Below are 17,710 nucleotides of genomic sequence, written 5' to 3' on the forward strand. Positions count from 1 at the left end.
CCGCCCCGACGAGAAGGGCGGCCCCAGCAGCAACTACGCCTCGCCGCGGATGAACTTCTCCACGGCCTCGTGCGCCTCGGAGTCCGAGTACTGCACGGGCGGGGACTTCATGAAGTACGAGGAGGCCGAGAGGATCGGGCCGCCGATGCCGCGGTCCAGGGCGATCTTCGCCGCGCGGACCGCGTCGATGATGATGCCCGCGGAGTTCGGGGAGTCCCAGACCTCCAGCTTGTACTCGAGGTTCAGCGGCACGTCACCGAACGCGCGGCCCTCGAGGCGCACGTAGGCCCACTTGCGGTCGTCGAGCCACGCGACGTAGTCCGACGGGCCGATGTGGACGTTGCGCTTGCCCATCTCGCGGTCCACCTGGGACGTGACGGCCTGGGTCTTGGAGACCTTCTTGGACTCCAGGCGCTCCAGTTCCTTCATGTTCAGGAAGTCCATGTTGCCGCCCACGTTCAGCTGCATGGTGCGGTCGAGCTGGACACCTCGGTCCTCGAACAGCTTCGCCAGCACGCGGTGCGTGATGGTGGCGCCGACCTGGGACTTGATGTCGTCACCCACGATCGGGACGCCGGCGGCGCGGAACTTCTCCGCCCACTCCGGGTCCGACGCGATGAAGACCGGCAGGGCGTTGACGAAGCCGACACCGGCGTCGATGGCGCACTGGGCGTAGAAGCGGTCCGCGTCCTCGGAACCGACGGGCAGGTACGAGACCAGCACGTCGACCTCGGCGTCGCGCAGCGCCTGAACCACGTCCACCGGCGACGCGTCCGACTCCTCGATCGTCTCCCGGTAGAAGCGACCGAGACCGTCGTAGGTGTGGCCGCGCTGCACGGTGACGCCGAGCGGCGGGACGTCCGCGATCTTGATGGTGTTGTTCTCGCTGGCCCCGATGGCCTCGGAGAGGTCGACACCCACCTTCTTCGCGTCCACGTCGAACGCGGCGACGAACTCGACATCGCGCACGTGGTAGTCACCGAACTGCACGTGCATCAGACCGGGCACGCGGGTGCTCGGGTCGGCGTCACGGTAGTAGTGGACGCCCTGCACCAGCGACGCCGCGCAGTTGCCAACCCCGACGATGGCCACTCGAACGGTGCGGCGGTTTTCGCCCATTGCCGAGTCCTCCTTGATCAACATGTGAGTTACTGCTCGTCCTGCTCGGACTTCTCGTGCGCGATGAGCTCGTTGAGCCACCGCACCTCGCGCTCCGTGCTCTCCAGGCCCTGGCTGTGCAGCTCACGGGTGTAGCGGTCGATCTGCTCACCCGTGCGCGTGAGTCGCTCGCGCAGGCCCTCCCTGCGTTCTTCGACACATCGCCGGCGGCCTTCCAGGATGCGCATCCTGACGTCGGCCGGCGTGCGCGAGAAGAACGCCAGGTGGACCCCGAACGAGTCGTCGTCCCAGGTCTGCGGCCCCGCGTTGGCCAGGAGGTCGGCGAACCGCTCCTTGCCGTCCGGGGTCAGCTTGTAGACCTTGCGAGCCCGACGTCCCCAAGAAAGAGCCGACTCCTCCGGCCCCTCCTCCACGATCAGGCCCGCCCTCTGGAGTCGCCGCAGTGTTGGGTACAGCGATCCGTAGGAGAACGCGCGAAACGCTCCGAGCAGGTCATGCAAGCGCTTGCGCAGCTCGTAGCCGTGCATGGGCGCCTCGTGCAGCAGGCCGAGCAGCGCGAACTCGAACACGAGTCACCTCCCCGCACCTGCACCGATAGGTGAGGTGATTATATCGGCGCGATACATCGTGTGCTCCTCAGAACTGTGGGATGTGGCACACCGTGATACCGCGTCGCCGACCGCTGCCCTGAACGGCCCATCATCGAAAAGCGCCCGGCACGTACTCTTGTCACGTGTTGACCCAACGACAGGTGGTGGACTACTCGCTGCAGCGCCGTGCGCTGCTGGCGGAGGTCCATGCCGGTCGTACGGGCACCATGGAGGTCTGCGACGCGTCCCCGTACCTGCTGCGAGCTGCGAAGTTCCACGGAACGGCGACCCAGGTGCCCTGTCCGGTGTGCCGGAAGGAACCGCTGACCCACGTGTCGTGGGTCTACGGTGACGAGCTCAAGCACGCGGCCGGCTCCGCTCGTACACCTGAAGAACTGGTGAAGATGGCGAACCTCTTCGACGAGTTCTCCGTGTACGTAGTTGAAGTTTGCCGCACGTGCAGTTGGAACCACCTGGTGCAGTCATACGTCCTGGGGAAGCGTGGGCTGGAAAAGCCACGCAGGAGGACTGCGGCCGAATGACCGTCAGGTGACACTGCTCCGAACGAAGTACGACCACCGAACCGTGTGCTGTTGCACGCCGGTCTGGGAGGCCTTTTCACGTGAACGACCAGCATGATGACCGGCAGCGCGGAGGCGAGCCGCAGTGGCCGACCGGGGACGACCCGGACGGCGGCGGCACGAGGCGCGATGTCCCGAATCAGCCGCGACCGGGCACCCCGCCCGGCGGTTTCGCGCGCCCTCCTCAGGGTGGCACGCCGCCCGGTGGTTTCCCACAGCAGCAGCCCCCGCGCCGCCCGAACGGACCAGGCGGTCCGCAGGGTGGGCCGCCTCAGGGCGCTCCTGGTGGACCTGGCGGTCCCGGCCGTCCGATGAACGGTCCGGGCGGACCCGGCCCGCAGGGTGGCCCCGGCGGTCCCCAGGGAGGCCCCGGCGGCAACCGTCCGCCGACGCCTCCCGGTGGCATGCCGATCGCGCCGCCGCCCGGTGGCCGTCGCCCCGGTGGTCCCGGTGGCCCTGGCGGACCCGGTCCGCAGGGTGGCCCCGGCCGCCCCGGCATGCCTCCGCGCAATCCCGGCGAGGAGCGCACCACGCAGATGCCGCCGGTCAACCGGCCGACGCAGCGCGAGCCCGAGCTCATCACCCACCGCGAGCCTGACGACGAGTTCCTCATGGCCGGCGTGGCGGACGACGATGACGAGTACTACGACGACGAGCCGGAGCTCACCGAAGAGGAGGAGCGTCGGCTGCGCAAGAAGAAGATCTGGAAGCGCGTCCGCATCGGCGCGTTCGTCGCCATCGGCCTGATGATCCTGGGCCCGGTGATCGCCATCGCGGTCACGTACCCGCTCGTCGACTGGCCGCGCCCGAACGAGATCGCGGACCAGCAGGACAAGACGATCACGCTGCTCTACGCCGACGGCTCCGAGATGGGCAAGATCACCTCGCCCGGTGAGAACCGGACGATGCTCACGTACGAGGAGCTCCCGGAGACCGTCAAGCAGGCCGTCATGGCCGCCGAGGACGCGAACTTCTACGAGAACCCCGGCTTCGACGCGAAGGCCATCGTGCGCGCCGTCTGGATCCAGGCGACGGGTGGCAGCTCGGGTGGTTCCGGTCTGACGCAGCAGTACATCAAGAAGGCGACCAACAACGAGGCGCCGACGCTGACTCGTAAGTTCACCGAGCTCGTCAAGGCCTACAAGATGAGCAACGAGTCGGACCACAACACGATCCTCACCGCGTACATGAACACGGTGTACTTCGGTCGTGGTGCGAACGGCATGAAGGCCGCGGCGCAGGTCTACTACAACAAGCCGATGGCGGAGCTCAGCCCGTCCGAGGCCGCCTTCATCGCCGGCATGATCCAGATCCCTTCCTGGTCCGAAGATGAGGAGCACGCGAAGGGCCGCTGGGAATTCGTCATGAAGCAGATGCGGGAGAAGGGCTGGCTCAGCCAGGCCGACTACGACGCCCGCAAGTACCCGACCCCGCTGCCGTTCGAGCAGACGCAGCCCGCGAGCCTCGACGGCCCGCTCGCCCGCGTCAGCCAGCAGGTCCAGAACGAGATCGACAGCGAACGCGTCGGCATCACGATGGAGCGCGCGCAGAAGACCGGCGTCACGATCACCACGACGATCGACCCGAAGATGCAGCAGGCCGCGCTCGACGCCGTGAACTCGGTGATGGAGGGCCAGGACCCGGACCTGCGCACGTCGCTCAGCGCGATCGAGCCGCAGTCCGGCGCGGTCAGGGCCTACTACCCGGGCAAGGACGGCCTGAAGGGCATCGACTACGCCAAGGGCACGATCCAGGAGGCCGGCTCGTCGTTCAAGCCGTTCGACCTGGTGGCCGCTCTGAAGGACGGCAAGGGCATCGGCGACACCTACGACGCCACCCCGCGCAAGATCGCCGGCGTCGAGGTCCGCAACGCGGGCAACACCACGTGCGGCAAGCAGTGCCCGATCAAGCAGGCCATGAAGGAATCGCTCAACACCGTGTTCTACGACATGGTGGCGGGTCCCAACGGCACGGGCACCAAGGCCGTGGCCGACGCGGCGCACGCGGCGGGCATCCCGAAGGTCGTGCGGGTCGGTGGCCAGGAGAAGCAGACCCTGGTCGGCGAGGGCGGCAACGCCCCCACCGCCGGTATCGCGATCGGCGCGGACAGCGCGCAGGTCCGTCCGTTCGACATGGCGTCGGCGTACGCGACGTTCGCGGCCCGCGGCATGTACCGCGAACCGTTCTTCGTCACGAAGGTCGTCGGCCCGACCGGTGACGTGCTCTACCAGCACGTCGACCAGGCGGTCCCGGCGTTCGACCCGGTCGAGACGAAGAGCCGCGACATCGCCGACAACGTCACCGAGACGTTGAAGGAGATCCCGACCGGCGCCATCGCGTGTGCCGGTGGCCGTCCGTGCGCCGGCAAGACCGGTACGCACGAGCTCCCCGGCAGCCTCGACCAGAACTCGAAGGCCTGGATGGTCGGCTACACGCCGCAGCTGTCCGCCTCCGTGTGGGTCGGCAAGGACCAGGGCAACGTGGCCATCAAGGACAAGACCGGCAAGGCCGTCTTCGGTTCCGGTCTGCCCGGCCTGATGTGGAAGAAGTTCATGGACGGGGCTCTCGCGGGCGCGCAGAAGGAGGCGTTCCCGAAGCCGAACCCGATCGGCAACTTCAACCCGCCGAAGAAGTCGGACCCGCCGTCGGCCCCGCCGAGCAACAACCAGCAGTCGAGCAACAACCCTCCGCCGCAGCAGACCTCGGAGACGAAGCCGTCGCAGACGCAGCCGTCGAAGCCCTGCATCCCCGGCATCACCTGCGAGGACCCGTCGGGCGACCCGCCGGACCCGTCGCAGACGGGGAGGCCGAGGGGCAACCCAGGAGGCTGACCAGTGAAGGGGCCCGGTGCACAGCGCACCGGGCCCCTTCGCTTTGTGCCGTTACCTGGGATGTTGACCACGGCGAAACGGTCTTGGCCGTAACATCCGCCCCGTGCCCAGCAGCCCTGCCGAGCTTCCCGCCGAGTCCCCCGAGAAGGATCTCGCCGAGGACGACACCGACTCGCTCACGCCAGAGGAGCGCGTCGCACCGACGTGGACCGAGTCGCTCGCGCGCGGCCTGAGCAGACCGTTCGGCGGTCCGCTGGGCGAGCACGCGCTGGTCGGCAGGAACTACTTCTGGACGGCAGTGCGGGTGATCCTGATGCTCGCCGTGGTCACGTTGCTGCTGGGGTGGGTGCAGAAGTCGCCGTGCATCCAGCAGTACGTGGACGACAAGGGCGTCGTGCAGCTCGACTGGCGGGGGAGCAAGCAGTTCACCGCGCTCTGCTACTCCGACACCGTGCCGCTCTACACGGCGGAACGGCTCGACCAGCAGGGATCCTTCCCGTACATCACGTCGTGGAAGGACGACGAGGGCAAGCCGACCGAGCACGTCCGGTACATGGAGTACCCGGTCGTCACGGGCTTGTTCATGTGGCTCAACGCGCGCGTTGCGCAGGGCCTCGTGGCGTTGGTGCCCGGTCTGCCGATGACGGTCATCGTGTTCTTCAACGTCACGGCGTTCTGGCTCGCGGTGGCGTGGCTGGTGACCGTGTTCTCGGTGGCCCGCATCGCCCGGCGGCGGACCTGGGACGCGGCGATCGTGGCGGTGTCCCCGCTGGTCATCGTGCACGCGTTCACGAACTTCGACACGATCGCGACGGCGTTCGCCACGGCCGGCCTGCTGGCGTGGGCGCGGAAGAAACCCGTGCTCGCCGGTGTCCTGCTGGGGCTCGGTGGCGCGGCGAAGCTCTATCCGTTGTTCCTGCTGGGGCCGTTGCTGTTGTTGTGTTGGCGGTCCAACAGACTCAAGGTCGGTCTCACCACCACCGCCGCTGCCATAGGCGCGTGGGCGTTGGTGAACGCACCGCTGGCGTTGTACCCGCCGTCGCACACGGGCTGGAGAGAGTTCTTCAGGCTCAACACCGAACGCAACGCTGACCCGGACACGCTCTACAACGTCCTCGTGCAGTGGACGGGCTGGCAGGGCTTCGATCCCGGGCTCACGCAGGGGCAACCGCCGACGGTGCTCAACACGGTCAGCATGGTGCTGTTCCTGGTCTGCTGCGCCGGCATCGCGTACGTGGCCCTGTCGGCACCGACGCGGCCGCGGCTGGCCCAGCTCGGGTTCCTGGTCGTGGCGGCGTTCCTGCTGACGAACAAGGTGTGGAGCCCGCAGTACTCGCTGTGGCTGGTGCCGCTCGCCGTGCTGGCGTTGCCGCGCTGGAAGCTGTTGCTGGCGTGGATGACCGTCGACGCGCTGGTGTGGGTGCCGCGCATGTACTTCTACCTCGGCACCGACCACAAGGGACTGCCGATCGACTGGTTCCTCGGCGCCGTGCTGCTGCGGGACGCGGCCGTGATCACGTTGTGCGTGCTGATCCTCAAGGAGATCTACCACCCAGAACGCGACCTGGTGCGGCAGGCGGGCGACGACCCGCTGGCGGGCGTGCTGGCCGACGCGCCGGATCGTCAGCTGGTCAAACCCGCACGAGGCGAGCCATTGCACCGAATGCGGTCCCGTTCGGATGCAGGTGATCACCGGAGTCGAACTCCGGACTCAGTCTGAGCGGGTCGGCGGGGTCGCGCACAGCCTCGTCGAAGTCGATGGCGTCGGGGAAGGTGGCGCGGATCCACGCGTTCACCTTCTGCCGCTGCTGTTCGCGTTCCTCGGTCCAGTTGACCCAGCCGCGCCACGGCGTGATGGTGCCGACGCGGAACTCCACGCCTTCGTGGCGGCACCGGGACTGCACGGTCCGGATGCCCGCGATGACGTTCTCGGCGCTGACCCCGCTCTGGATGTCGTTGATGCCACCGAGGAGCACGACCTTGCGCACTTCCTTGCTGTAGAGGACATCGCGGTAGACGCGGGTGACCATCGGCGCGTTGCCCAGCACCACCCCGTTGCCGTTGATGCCCGCGTTGAGCACCGCGTAGTCGGTCTCGACCAGCGACGGCCAGGTGTTCTCGTACCAGCCTTCGGTGATCGAGTCGCCGAACATCACCACGGCGCCCGGCGCGGTGAAGCCCGCGACCTCGACCGCCGAGACGAGGCAGATCTGCTCCCGCGTGGAGGTGATCGTGCGGTGCGCACGGGCCTGGCACGGCGTTCCGGCCGGCGTGTACGTGTTGATGTCGAGCGTGTCAGTGACCTTGAGCTGCACCGCGTCGCTGTAGACCTCACCGCGCGCACGGATCGTCACGGCCGTGGACCTGCCGAACGTGAGCCGGCGCGACTCGCCGTCCGCCGTCACGACGACCTCCTGGACGCGGACGGGCTTGGTGCCGAGGAGGTTCGACAGCCGCACGCGCACCGACGTGCCGCCCGCCGCGAGGTCGACGGTCGTGCGCACGGTCTGGTCCGGCACCGCGCCGGCCTGGGTCGGCACGGCCTGCCACACGGGCAGCCAGCGGATCACCTCCGACCGCACGGGCACGCCGGAGGCACCGCAGACCAGCACCAACGCCAGCGCGAAGATCACCCTCACGGGTGCAGTCTGCGTCGGATCAGGCTCTGGTGGCTACCGCACCGCGGACGAACTTCAGATCTTCGTGGTCGTCCTCGGTGACGTCCTTCGACTTCAGGAACACCACGAACAACGCCACGAGCAACGCGGCCCGGCCCCACACGCCGATCATCACGGCCTGCGCGGAGAAGCTGTCGTAGATCCCGGCGGGCTGGCCGAACTCGATCGCCCAGAACCAGCGGAAGATGCCGATGCCCATGGCGAGGTCGACGACGTAGTACGCGAGCGCCCACATCAGCCGCACGCGCAGCAGCACGAGGAACGGCACCAGCCACAGCGTGTACTGCGGCGAGTGGACCTTGTGCAGCAGCATGAAGCCGCACAGCATCGCGCCGGACACCGCGATCCACGGGTAGCTGCCCTCACGCCGGAAGCGCATCCAGCCGTAGCCCGCGGCGATCCCGAACGAGACCAGGATCGCGATCGGCGAGATCACGCCGACCACCGACTGCATCGGGTCGTCGCCCATGAACGGCCGCAGGCCCCAGTACCAGATCGAGTTCGTGGTGATGTCGACCCGGCGGAGCTGCTGGAACTCGAACGACGCCGCCCAGCCGTCGTACCCGGCGATCGCGAACGGCAGGTTGACCAGCACGACCGTGATGATCGAGGCGAGGCCGACCTTGACCGCGCCGGCGACGTCGACCTTCTTGCCGTTCGGCATCTCCTGGCCGCGCCAGCCACCGGTGGCGACGAAGAGCATGAGCGGCAGCACGAAGGCCGCCGGGTAGACCTTGAACGCGAACCCGAGGCCGAGGAGGACGGACGCGACCGTCGCTCTCTCGACCAGCGGCCGGTTCCAGCGGTGCACCACGAAGACCGCGGCGACCGAGCACAGCACGACCGGCAGGTCCCAGTTGTGGAACGCGTAGAGGATCAGCGGTGGCCCGATCGCCCACAGCAGGGCGCGCCAGCGGGCGAGCTTGCCCAGCAACCAGCCCGTGAGCAGGCCGAACGGCGCCATCAGCAGTGACGAGAAGAGCAGGTACTGCGCGTCGTTGTGCGCGAAGATCGCGCCGGCCCAGATCAGCAGGCCGGAGAGCACCGGGTACTCGACCGTGCCCCCGATGAGGGTGCCCTTGTCGTTGATGCCGCCGTCGACGTACGGGAAGACGTGGCGGTCGATGTCGCGCCCGATCCAGAGGTGCTGGATGTCGGAGTAGCAGACGTCTTCCTTGTTGCGTTCGTCGTAGTCGGGCTGCGTGCGGCCCCACTGGTCGAACGCGGGACCCGTGCAGCGGTCCTTGTTGATGAAGCCGAGGAGCAGCGTGAGCCCGCAGAGCAGCACGAGCACGACAGCGGCGGGCCTGCCGAAGCGGTTCGCGAAACGCCCGCCGTCGCCTCGCTCGGGCGTCACGCTCACCACCTCGTGCACGGTGTTCACCGGCCGGCGCGGTCGCGCAGGAAGGCGATGTCTTCCGCCTGGCCCTCGTCCGGTGTCTCCACCACGACGGGGCACCCGGCGGTGGCGACCACGGCCGCCAGCTGGTCGGCGTCGATGGTGCCAGTCTTGATGTTGTCGTGCCGATCGCGCGCGGAACCGAACTCGTCGCGCGAGCTGTTGAGGTGCACGAGGTCGATGCGGCCGGTGATGGCTTTCACCCGATCGACGATGCCGACCAGGTCCTCGCCCGCCGCGAACGCGTGGCAGGTGTCGAGGCAGAAGCCCGAGCCGAACTCGCCGACGGCGTCCCAGAGGCGCTTGAGGTTGTCGAACGAGCGCGCCATCGCGTTGTCGCCGCCCGCGGTGTTCTCGATCAGCACCGGGACCGCGAAGCCGCCGTCGGCGACCTGCCGTTCGAAGAACTTGCGCCAGTTCGCGAAGCCCTCGGCCGGGTCCTCGCCCTTGGTCACGTGGCCGCCGTGCACGATCAGGCCCTTGGCGCCGACGGTCGCGGCCGCCTCCGCGTGCTGGATCACGTTCTTCCTGGACGGAATGCGGATCTTGTTGTTCAGCGACGCGATGTTGATCATGTACGGGGCGTGGATGAACACCTCGAGGTCGGAGGCGAGCAGGGCCTCCGTCTGCGGGTGGGGTTTGGGCTTCTTCCAGCCCTGGGGATCCGACAGGAAGAACTGGACGACCTCGGCCCCGCGTTCGGCCGCGGCGCCGACCGGGTCGTCGTCGCGTACATGGGCCCCGATGCGCATACGCAGGAGGGTAGTCGGCGCCCATAACGCCATCGCAGCCGCCGCCGATAGGAGTAACTGGAAAAACTGGGGGTGGCTCGCGTCACCACCAGGACCTACGGTCGTTACTTGAGAGTAGGAAAGGGGTTCGCATGAGGCTGTTGAGCGTCGCCGCCACGGCGCTGCTGGCCCTGGCGTCCGCTTCGGTGGGCGGGGTCGCGCACGCGGCTGATCCCATCGTGGTCGGGAGCTGTGCCACGTCCGTGCAGGGCGCACCCGGCACGCCCGTCGCTCTCAGTCCGGCTGCCGTGACGCAGCCGATCACCGATCTCATCCGCGCCGTTCCGCTGCTCGGGCCGCCGCTCGCTGAACCGTTCAAGAACGCGTTCGCGCAGGCCAAGCCCATGCCGATCGGCGCTGTTCAGGTCGGGACGACCACCATCTCCGGTGCCACGATCGCCAACGCGGTGATGGCCGAGGTCAACAAGATCCCGTTGCTCGGCCCGATCCTCGGCCAGCTCGACAAGTCCGTGCGGCAGACCCTGACCTCGGGCTGCCAGGTCGTCGTGACCGGCGTGAACCAGGTCGCGGCGCCGATCCAGGACGGGTCGAAGGCGATCGCCGACCAGTCGCAGGCGTTGACGCCGCAGCTGCCCGGCCAGCCGAAACCGCCTGGTCAGCAGCCTCCCGGCGGGCAGCCGGGGACCCAGCCGCAGCAGCCGGGCACGCAGCCCGGGGTGCCCGGCGTGGGTGCCGGCGCGCCCAGCAACCGCGACTTCTCGCTGTACCCGATCGGTTCGAACTTCGGCCGCGTGCCGCTGTTCAGCTACGGCTCGCTGCCGTTCGCGATGCCCGGCCTGTACTCGCCGTCTCCCGGCGTCCGGTACGGCTCGCAGGTGCCGCGCGCGTCCAACGGCGTCGGCGTCGCGGGCGACTCGATCCAGGCCGCCGGTCGCGCGACGGCGTTGCCGCGGCTCTCGGGCCCCGGCGGGGTCGGTGCTCCGGTGCTGGTCGCGGTGCTGATGCTCGCCCTGGTCACGGGCGCGCTGGTGCGGACCTGGGTGCTCCGCCGCACCCCTGCGTAGTCGCCGGACGCGCTCTGTTAACCTTTGTCAGTTGCTGACGCGACGACCCTCCTGCCACGGAAAGCCCGTGGCCGCGAGTCCACAGGAGGTGAGTGGTCCTCATGCGTCATTACGAAGTGATGGTCATCCTCGACCCCAGCCTTGACGAGCGCACGATCGCGCCGTCTCTCGACACGTTCCTCAACGTCATCCGCACCACGGGCGGAAACGTTGAGAAGGTCGAGGTGTGGGGCAAGCGCCGGTTGAGCTTCGAGATCAACAAGAACAGCGAGGGCATCTACGCGGTGCTCGACCTGACCTCGACGCCTGACGCGGTGAAGGAACTGGACCGCCAGCTCGGTCTGCAGGAGACGGTGCTCCGGACGAAGGTCCTGCGCCGCGAGCCCGCCAAGTCGGCCGTCAAGGCCTGACGAACCTCGATTAGGGGAGCTCCCAAGACATGGCTGGTGAGACGACGATCACGGTAGTCGGAAACCTGACTGCCGACCCCGAACTCCGCTTCACCCAGAGCGGTGCCGCGGTGGCCTCCTTCACGGTGGCCTCCACGCCCCGCACCTTCGACCGCCAGTCCGGCGAGTGGAAGGACGGCGAAGCGCTGTTCCTGCGGTGCAACGTGTGGCGTCAGGTCGCCGAGAACGTGGCCGAGTCGCTCACCCGCGGTTCGCGAGTGGTGGTAACAGGACGGCTGCGCCAGCGTTCCTTCGAGACGAAGGAAAACGAGAAGCGCACCGTCGTGGAGCTGGAGGTCGACGAGATCGGCCCCTCGCTGCGCTACGCGACCGCGAAGGTCAACAAGGTCAGCCGTGGAGACGGCGGCGGTGGCGGCGGCTTCGGCGGCGGCGGCGGTCAGCAGTCTCGTGGCGGTGGCGGCGGCGCGCCGGCAGACGACCCGTGGGGTTCCGCCCCGCCGGCCGGCTCCGGTGGCTTTGCCGACGAGCCCCCCTTCTAGACCGAACTGCACCGGTCATCCAGTACTTCATTCACTGCGTATCCAGGAGTTAGAGACACATGGCCAAGCCGCCTGTGCGCAAGCCCAAGAAGAAGGTCTGCGCCTTCTGCAAGGACAAGAGCGCGTCCCTGATCGACTACAAGGACACGACGCTGCTCCGCAAGTTCATCTCGGACCGCGGCAAGATCCGTGCCCGCCGCGTCACGGGCAACTGCTCGCAGCACCAGCGCGACGTCGCTGTTGCCGTGAAGAACGCCCGTGAGATGGCCCTGCTGCCCTACACCTCGACCGCTCGCTAAGAAAGGGGACATTCGCGATGAAGCTCATCCTCACCGCTGACGTTTCCGGCCTTGGCGCTCCCGGCGACATCGTCGAGGTCAAGGACGGCTACGGCCGCAACTACCTGCTCCCGCGTGGTCTCGCGATCGTCGCGACCCGTGGCGCGCAGAAGCAGATCCAGGTCATCACCCGCGCGCAGGACACCCGCCGCGTGCGCGACCTGGACCACGCCAAGGAGATCAAGGCCGCGCTCGAGGGTCTGGGTGGCGTCACCCTGACCGCGAAGGCCGCCGCGGGCTCCAAGAAGCTGTTCGGCTCGGTCACCAACGCGGACGTGGCGGCTGCCGTCAAGTCCGCCGGTGGTCCCGTGCTGGACAAGCGCGCCATCGAGCTGCCGGGTCACATCAAGACCACGGGCAAGCACTCGGTGACGGTTCGCCTCCACCCCGAGGTCACCGTCGCCCTCCCGCTGAATGTGACCGCGGGCGAGTAAGTGCTCCTCGGGGCTTGATCACCACCCTTTGGTGGGGATCACCCATGGTTCGGTTTGCTGAAGCGCTGCCTACCCGGAATGCTCCGGGTGGGTGGCGCTTTCGCTCGTTCGGACCAGTGCGTGTCTGTCCACGTCCTGTGGATAAACTGAGTGTTTACCGGGGCCGCGACACGCCGACGAAGGTGTTTTTCGCGACACGCCGACGGCGTGGCACACAACTTTTTCCACAACTTGTGCACAGGCCTTGAGCTGGGGTTATTTCTGTCACTCCACCGGTTGTCAACAGGTTGTCCCCAGCGCTCCTAGCCCTGTGAGCAACCATCCACAGGTTGTCCCCCAGTTGTCCACAGGGCGATCCACACGCTGGTTTGCTTGCTCCGGACGGGTCCCTCTAGCGTCGCCACCAGGGCGACCCCATCGCACAGCGTGGCCGCCCGAAATTGTCGGTGCCGCGGGGTACAACTAGGGGACTCAGGCACCGGCTTCTCGACTCTTCGCAGGGGTGATTCAGCAGTGGCGCTCGTGGACGACCGGGGCATGGCGGAACCCGCTTTCGAGCGCCAGCCGCCGCAGGACCTGGCCGCGGAGCAGTCCGTCCTGGGCGGCATGTTGCTGTCGAAGGACGCCATCGCGGACGTCATCGAGGCCCTCGCCCCCAACGACTTCTACCGCCCGGCGCACCAGGCGATCTACGACTGCATCCTCGACCTCTACGGCCGGGGCGAACCGGCGGACCCGATCACGATCTCCGCCGAGCTCGAACGCCGCGGCGAACTGCTGCGCGTGGGCGGCGCCCCGTACCTGCACACGCTGATCGCCACCGTTCCCACGGCGGCGAACGCGGGCTACTACGCCGAGATCGTCGCCGAGAAGGCGGTCCTGCGCCGTCTCGTCGAGGCCGGCACCCGAATCGTCCAGCTCGGCTACAACGGAGCCGAGGGCGCGGACGTGGACGAGGTCGTGGACCGCGCGCAGGCGGCGATCTACGAGGTCACCGACCGCCGCACCACCGAGGACTACGTCGCCCTCGAGGACCTGCTGCAGCCGACGATGGACGAGATCGACGCCATCGCGTCCCGAGGCGGCATCTCCCAGGGCATCCCGACGGGCTTCGCGGACCTCGACGCCCTGACCAACGGCCTGCACGGCGGCCAGATGATCATCGTCGCCGCCCGCCCCGGTGTCGGCAAGGCGCTGGCGCTGGACACCCCGCTCCCGACCCCGTCCGGCTGGACGACGATGGGTTCCGTCACGGTCGGCTCGTACCTGATGGGCGCCGACGGCCGCCCGACCCGAGTCGTGGCCGCGACCGAGGTGATGACGGGCCGCCCGTGCTTCGAGGTGGAGTTCTCCGACGGCACGGTGATCGTCGCCGACGCCGAACACCAGTGGCTGACCGAGTCGTGCTCCGAGACCGGTGGCTTCTGGGCGATCCGCACCACCGCGCAGCTCTTCGACCGAGTCGGCCTGTGCCGCCAGTACGTGCGCCTGTCGGCAGCCTGGGACCTGGCTCCGGCCGCGTTGCCGCTGTCACCCCGCGCGCTGGGCCTGTTCCTCTCGGGCCTCGGCGACCTCGAACTGACCGACGAGGAACTCCGCGTCGCCAAGGACCTGGACCTCGCCGACGACCCGCACATCCCGGCCACTTATCTGCGCGCCTCGACCAAGCAGCGCGCCGAACTCCTGGCCGCCCTCCAGATCGACGGCCGCTTCGCCCGCCTGCGCCGGGACGTCGACGAGCTCACCGCCAGCCTCGGCAAGCACGACCAGGTGGAGATCCTCGCGGTCCGCCCGGTCGCCTCGGTCCCGGTCCGCTGCGTGGAGGTCGACAACCACGACCACCTCTACCTGGCCGGCCAGACGATGATCCCCACGCACAACTCGACGCTGGGCCTCGACTTCGCCAGGTCGTGCTCCGTCAAGCACGGCATGACCAGCGCGATCTTCAGCCTGGAAATGAGCCGCACCGAAATCGTCATGCGCATGCTCTCCGCCGAGGCCCGCATCCGCCTCAGCGACATGCGAGGCGGCACGATGAGCGACGACGACTGGACCCGCCTGGCCCGCCGGATGAGCGAGATCAGCGAGGCCCCCCTCTTCGTCGACGACAGCCCGAACCTCACGATGATGGAGATCCGAGCCAAGGCGAGGCGCCTGAAGCAACGCCACGACCTCAAGCTGGTGGTGGTCGACTACCTCCAGCTGATGTCGTCGGGCAAGAAGACCGAGTCGCGCCAGCAGGAAGTCTCGGAGTTCTCCCGAAACCTGAAGCTGATCGCCAAGGAACTCCACGTCCCGGTCATCGCGATCTCCCAGCTGAACCGCGGCCCGGAACAACGAACCGACAAGCGCCCGATGCTCTCCGACCTCCGTGAGTCCGGCTCCCTCGAGCAGGACGCCGACATGGTCATCCTGGTCAACCGACCGGACGCGTGGGAGCGCGACGACCCGCGCGCGGGCGAGGCCGACCTGATCATCGCCAAGCACCGCGCCGGCCCCACGGCCACGATCGTCGTCGCGCACCAGCTGCACTACTCGCGGTTCACGGACCTGGCCCAGACCTGATCCGTCAGCCCGCGAGAAGCACCGCGGGCTTCGAGACGGACGGAATCGAGATCTCGGTGCTCCCTTCCTTCCGGAAGACGAGCGTGCCCAGCGCGACCTTGCCCGCTACGGAGTCGTAGGTCATCGTCGCGGTCCACCCGTTGCCGACGTCAGTCGTCAACGGATCAGCAGAGGCGACCCAGGTTCCGCCTGAGAGGCGGTAAGTGGTGGCGGTGGTCTTCTCCACCTGCGGGCCGGTGGCCGGATCCCAGCTCAGGTTGCCTACTGCCACAGTCACGGCGTAGGGACTGCCCTGGTCGTCGAACCCCATTGTCGCCAGCTGTAGACCCTGTGCACCTGTGACAGCCGACCTTTCGACGGTGAGGTCCGGGGAGAGAGCCGCTCCTGACCTCGGATCGACTTGCCTAACCACGTTTCCACCGTCCTGGGAAGCGATGACCAGCAGACTCTTTCGGCTGCTGTCGTAGAAGGCACCGAAAACCGACTCGTTCGTGCTGTAGACGGACTTCGCGACACCACCTCCATCCACCGAGTACAGCGTGAACGGAAACCGCTCGGGGCCTTGAGGGCTTTCGATCAGATAGATGTCCTGGCCGGACTGATCGCCGTAAGCGGAGAAGGCAAACCGCGGTACAAGGTTTCCGTAGAAGTTCTCGACCGGGCTAACGGTGGAAAGCCCGGACACGGTGAACGGGGCCCCTCCACCGTCGAGCGGGAAAGTCGAGAACCCGGTCGGGCTGTTGACGTCGGTGATGACAGGCGTCGATCCAACGAACCCGATATTGCACCCCTGGCAGCCCTCTGCTCGACGCTTACCGCTGCTCGGCTCGTACAGGTAGACACCGACCGCATCCTCGGTCTGAGTGGAGAACGCCATGAGCCTGCCGTCAGCGGACCACCCGGCTAGGCGCTGAACCCGGTTGGTCGTCGGTTCACCGACGGGCCTCGGCTGCTCGCCGGGTGCCGGCAGCAACCAGACGTTGTCGTTGCTGGTGTACGCGATCGACCGGAACGGCGGCGTTGGAGGCGGTGCCGCAACCTCTTGGGAGTCGGGCATCGCAAACAACAGCACCAAGATCGCGACGATCAGGAGCGCTGCACCCGCGACCAACGCGCGAGTGCCCCGACGACGCGCAGGAGGTGCCTGGCCGTCCTGCTCGTTCTCGTCGTCCTCGAAGTCCGCGAGCGGCTCGTTCCACGGCAATGCCGCCAGGACGGGAGCCATCGCGGGCATGTACTCCTTGACCTGCTCGTCTTTCTTCCTCGCGCACCCGCTGCAGTGCGTGCAGGTGGTCGTCTGCTTCCAGCACTCGTTGCGGGGATGAGAGAGGAACGCTGTCCTGCAGCGGTTCCAGTGAAAGGCAATTCCGGTCCGCAGGTACTTGGTAAAGACCTCCTCTCCCTTCCAGTCCTTCTCCTTGAGCACGACTCCGTCAAGAAGCGCGCAGTCCTCGCGGCCCTTTCTCGCCAGCGCGAGCGCACGGAGGCCGGACGAGATCTTCACCCTGATCTTGTACGCGAGGCTCCACGCGCCCTGCGCGGTCTTCGTTCCGAGCCTGGCCGCCAGTTCCTCGCCGCTCAGGTTCGGCCCGGAGCTGACGACCCTGGCGTGGTCGCGTTCTGCCGGCCCGAGTGAGTCGATCACCTGGTCGAGCAACCTGTCGAAGAACTGCTGGAGGTCGTCGAGCTCGTGCTCGACCCGCTGATGCTCCTCGATCTCCAGAGTCATGTCCGACGCAACGATGCCGCGCTCACGCTTCCCGTTGATGATCGCGATGCAACGGCGTTTGGAAATCGTGTAGAGCCACGACCTCAGTCGATGGGGCTCCTTGACCTGGCCGATCCCTGCCAACGCCGCCTCGAACGTGTCCTGGCAAGCGTCGTGTGCGTTCACCTCGTCGCCAAGACGGCTGAGACACCACCGGAGGACTCGTACCCGGTACTTGCGGACGATCACCTCGAACGCCTGCTTCCGCTCTGCGGGCCGTCGCGCGCGCTGCACAGCCAGGACGAGTTCGACGTCCTGGGGGTCGGTGTATCTCTCGCGCTCGTCGACAAGGTCACTCATCACAAACCCCTGACCAGGTAAGACAACAAATTTTCAAGATCTTTTGAGGTAAAGGTTGAGTTCCCGGCGCACCCAGCACTGCCGCGCGTCTTGTTCACGCGGCGGAGGGATCTCCTATGTTCGGCAGCAGAAGACCGTTCACACGCGCGCCCCGACCCACCACCTCAGGTGGCCGACACCGCGCGAGGACCGGCGGTCATCGGCAGGATTCAGGTGGGCGCCATCGCTCGGCACCGCGCTCGACCGCGGTCGCGTGGATCTGGCTCGGGCGTCTTGCCGACGTGCTGCAGGTCGCGGGCGTCTTGATGTCCCCCATCACGATCCTCGTGGTGCTGTTGGGAG

At 67.7% G+C, this 17,710-nt stretch carries 15 protein-coding genes; 9 read left to right on the forward strand and 6 right to left on the reverse strand.

All coding sequences use genetic code 11. The annotated features are described in order from the left end of the window. Positions 1-33: 33 nt before the first annotated feature. The gene (locus ACFWNN_RS19285; protein ID WP_382441368.1) at positions 34-1,119 is read right to left on the reverse strand and encodes an inositol-3-phosphate synthase; all 1,086 of its coding nucleotides are present in this window, start codon (positions 1,117-1,119) and stop codon (positions 34-36) included. A 29-nt stretch (positions 1,120-1,148) separates the two neighbouring features. Next, the gene (locus ACFWNN_RS19290; protein ID WP_285636748.1) at positions 1,149-1,688 is read right to left on the reverse strand and encodes a PadR family transcriptional regulator; all 540 of its coding nucleotides are present in this window, start codon (positions 1,686-1,688) and stop codon (positions 1,149-1,151) included. Positions 1,689-1,852: 164 nt separating this feature from the next. Here ACFWNN_RS19290 and ACFWNN_RS19295 point away from each other — a divergent pair, with 164 nt between their 5' ends. The 3 genes from ACFWNN_RS19295 to ACFWNN_RS19305 all read left to right on the forward strand — a co-directional run bounded on the left by ACFWNN_RS19295 (position 1,853) and on the right by ACFWNN_RS19305 (position 6,841). Continuing rightward, positions 1,853-2,251, forward strand: a complete 399-nt coding sequence (locus ACFWNN_RS19295) for a DUF5318 domain-containing protein (protein ID WP_382441278.1) — start codon at positions 1,853-1,855, stop codon at positions 2,249-2,251. A gap of 350 nt (positions 2,252-2,601) precedes the next feature. Continuing rightward, on the forward strand, positions 2,602-5,121 hold the full coding sequence (locus ACFWNN_RS19300; protein ID WP_382441279.1) for a transglycosylase domain-containing protein: 2,520 nt from the start codon (positions 2,602-2,604) through the stop codon (positions 5,119-5,121). A 103-nt stretch (positions 5,122-5,224) separates the two neighbouring features. Then, the gene (locus tag ACFWNN_RS19305; RefSeq protein WP_382441280.1) at positions 5,225-6,841 is read left to right on the forward strand and encodes a glycosyltransferase family 87 protein; all 1,617 of its coding nucleotides are present in this window, start codon (positions 5,225-5,227) and stop codon (positions 6,839-6,841) included. Here the strand turns inward: ACFWNN_RS19305 and ACFWNN_RS19310 are convergent. The 3 genes from ACFWNN_RS19310 to ACFWNN_RS19320 are packed head-to-tail and all read right to left on the reverse strand — an operon-like array spanning position 6,753 to position 9,950. After that, on the reverse strand, positions 6,753-7,760 hold the full coding sequence (locus ACFWNN_RS19310) for a GDSL-type esterase/lipase family protein (protein WP_382441281.1): 1,008 nt from the start codon (positions 7,758-7,760) through the stop codon (positions 6,753-6,755). The genes ACFWNN_RS19305 and ACFWNN_RS19310 overlap by 89 nt on opposite strands. A 19-nt stretch (positions 7,761-7,779) precedes the next feature. After that, entirely contained in the window at positions 7,780-9,156 is a 1,377-nt protein-coding gene (locus ACFWNN_RS19315; protein WP_382441282.1) for a glycosyltransferase family 87 protein, read from the reverse strand. A 23-nt stretch (positions 9,157-9,179) separates the two neighbouring features. Then, positions 9,180-9,950 (reverse strand): deoxyribonuclease IV, encoded by a 771-nt coding sequence (locus ACFWNN_RS19320; protein WP_382441283.1) that lies wholly within the window; start codon positions 9,948-9,950, stop codon positions 9,180-9,182. A 131-nt stretch (positions 9,951-10,081) separates the two neighbouring features. Here ACFWNN_RS19320 and ACFWNN_RS19325 point away from each other — a divergent pair, with 131 nt between their 5' ends. The 6 genes from ACFWNN_RS19325 (at position 10,082) to dnaB (ending at position 15,300) form a co-directional block, all read left to right on the forward strand. After that, entirely contained in the window at positions 10,082-11,014 is a 933-nt protein-coding gene (locus ACFWNN_RS19325) for a hypothetical protein (protein ID WP_382441284.1), read from the forward strand. 101 nt (positions 11,015-11,115) lie between these two features. Continuing rightward, on the forward strand, positions 11,116-11,424 hold the full coding sequence (rpsF, locus tag ACFWNN_RS19330) for a 30S ribosomal protein S6 (RefSeq protein WP_112276372.1): 309 nt from the start codon (positions 11,116-11,118) through the stop codon (positions 11,422-11,424). Between the two features lie 29 nt (positions 11,425-11,453). After that, the gene (locus ACFWNN_RS19335) at positions 11,454-11,963 is read left to right on the forward strand and encodes a single-stranded DNA-binding protein (RefSeq protein WP_382432594.1); all 510 of its coding nucleotides are present in this window, start codon (positions 11,454-11,456) and stop codon (positions 11,961-11,963) included. A 59-nt stretch (positions 11,964-12,022) separates the two neighbouring features. Beyond that, complete coding sequence (gene rpsR, locus ACFWNN_RS19340) at positions 12,023-12,262, forward strand: 30S ribosomal protein S18 (RefSeq protein WP_030480165.1); 240 nt, start codon at positions 12,023-12,025, stop codon at positions 12,260-12,262. Positions 12,263-12,279: 17 nt separating this feature from the next. Beyond that, a complete protein-coding gene (rplI, locus tag ACFWNN_RS19345) occupies positions 12,280-12,735 on the forward strand; it encodes a 50S ribosomal protein L9 (protein ID WP_382441285.1) in 456 nt (151 codons plus the stop codon). A gap of 606 nt (positions 12,736-13,341) precedes the next feature. Beyond that, complete coding sequence (gene dnaB / locus ACFWNN_RS19350) at positions 13,342-15,300, forward strand: replicative DNA helicase (protein ID WP_382441369.1); 1,959 nt, start codon at positions 13,342-13,344, stop codon at positions 15,298-15,300. 4 nt (positions 15,301-15,304) lie between these two features. Here dnaB and ACFWNN_RS19355 read toward each other — a convergent pair whose 3' ends face one another. Then, a complete protein-coding gene (locus ACFWNN_RS19355; RefSeq protein ID WP_382441286.1) occupies positions 15,305-17,368 on the reverse strand; it encodes a sigma-70 family RNA polymerase sigma factor in 2,064 nt (687 codons plus the stop codon). Between the last annotated feature and the right edge of the window lie 342 nt (positions 17,369-17,710).

It is taken from the genome of Lentzea sp. NPDC058450 (assembly GCF_042721395.1).
Classification (GTDB): domain Bacteria; phylum Actinomycetota; class Actinomycetes; order Mycobacteriales; family Pseudonocardiaceae; genus Lentzea.

What these genes read in the sequence shown, in the direction of transcription:
- ACFWNN_RS19285 (WP_382441368.1), bottom strand. Translation starts at nt 1,119, where the DNA reads ATGGGCGAAAACCGCCGCACCGTTCGAGTGGCCATCGTCGGGGTTGGC.
- ACFWNN_RS19300 (WP_382441279.1), top strand. Translation starts at nt 2,602, where the DNA reads ATGAACGGTCCGGGCGGACCCGGCCCGCAGGGTGGCCCCGGCGGTCCC.
- ACFWNN_RS19320 (WP_382441283.1), bottom strand. Translation starts at nt 9,950, where the DNA reads ATGCGCATCGGGGCCCATGTACGCGACGACGACCCGGTCGGCGCCGCG.
- ACFWNN_RS19325 (WP_382441284.1), top strand. Translation starts at nt 10,082, where the DNA reads ATGAGGCTGTTGAGCGTCGCCGCCACGGCGCTGCTGGCCCTGGCGTCC.
- rpsF (WP_112276372.1), top strand. Translation starts at nt 11,116, where the DNA reads ATGCGTCATTACGAAGTGATGGTCATCCTCGACCCCAGCCTTGACGAG.
- ACFWNN_RS19335 (WP_382432594.1), top strand. Translation starts at nt 11,454, where the DNA reads ATGGCTGGTGAGACGACGATCACGGTAGTCGGAAACCTGACTGCCGAC.
- rpsR (WP_030480165.1), top strand. Translation starts at nt 12,023, where the DNA reads ATGGCCAAGCCGCCTGTGCGCAAGCCCAAGAAGAAGGTCTGCGCCTTC.
- rplI (WP_382441285.1), top strand. Translation starts at nt 12,280, where the DNA reads ATGAAGCTCATCCTCACCGCTGACGTTTCCGGCCTTGGCGCTCCCGGC.
- dnaB (WP_382441369.1), top strand. Translation starts at nt 13,342, where the DNA reads ATGTTGCTGTCGAAGGACGCCATCGCGGACGTCATCGAGGCCCTCGCC.
- ACFWNN_RS19355 (WP_382441286.1), bottom strand. Translation starts at nt 17,368, where the DNA reads ATGAGTGACCTTGTCGACGAGCGCGAGAGATACACCGACCCCCAGGAC.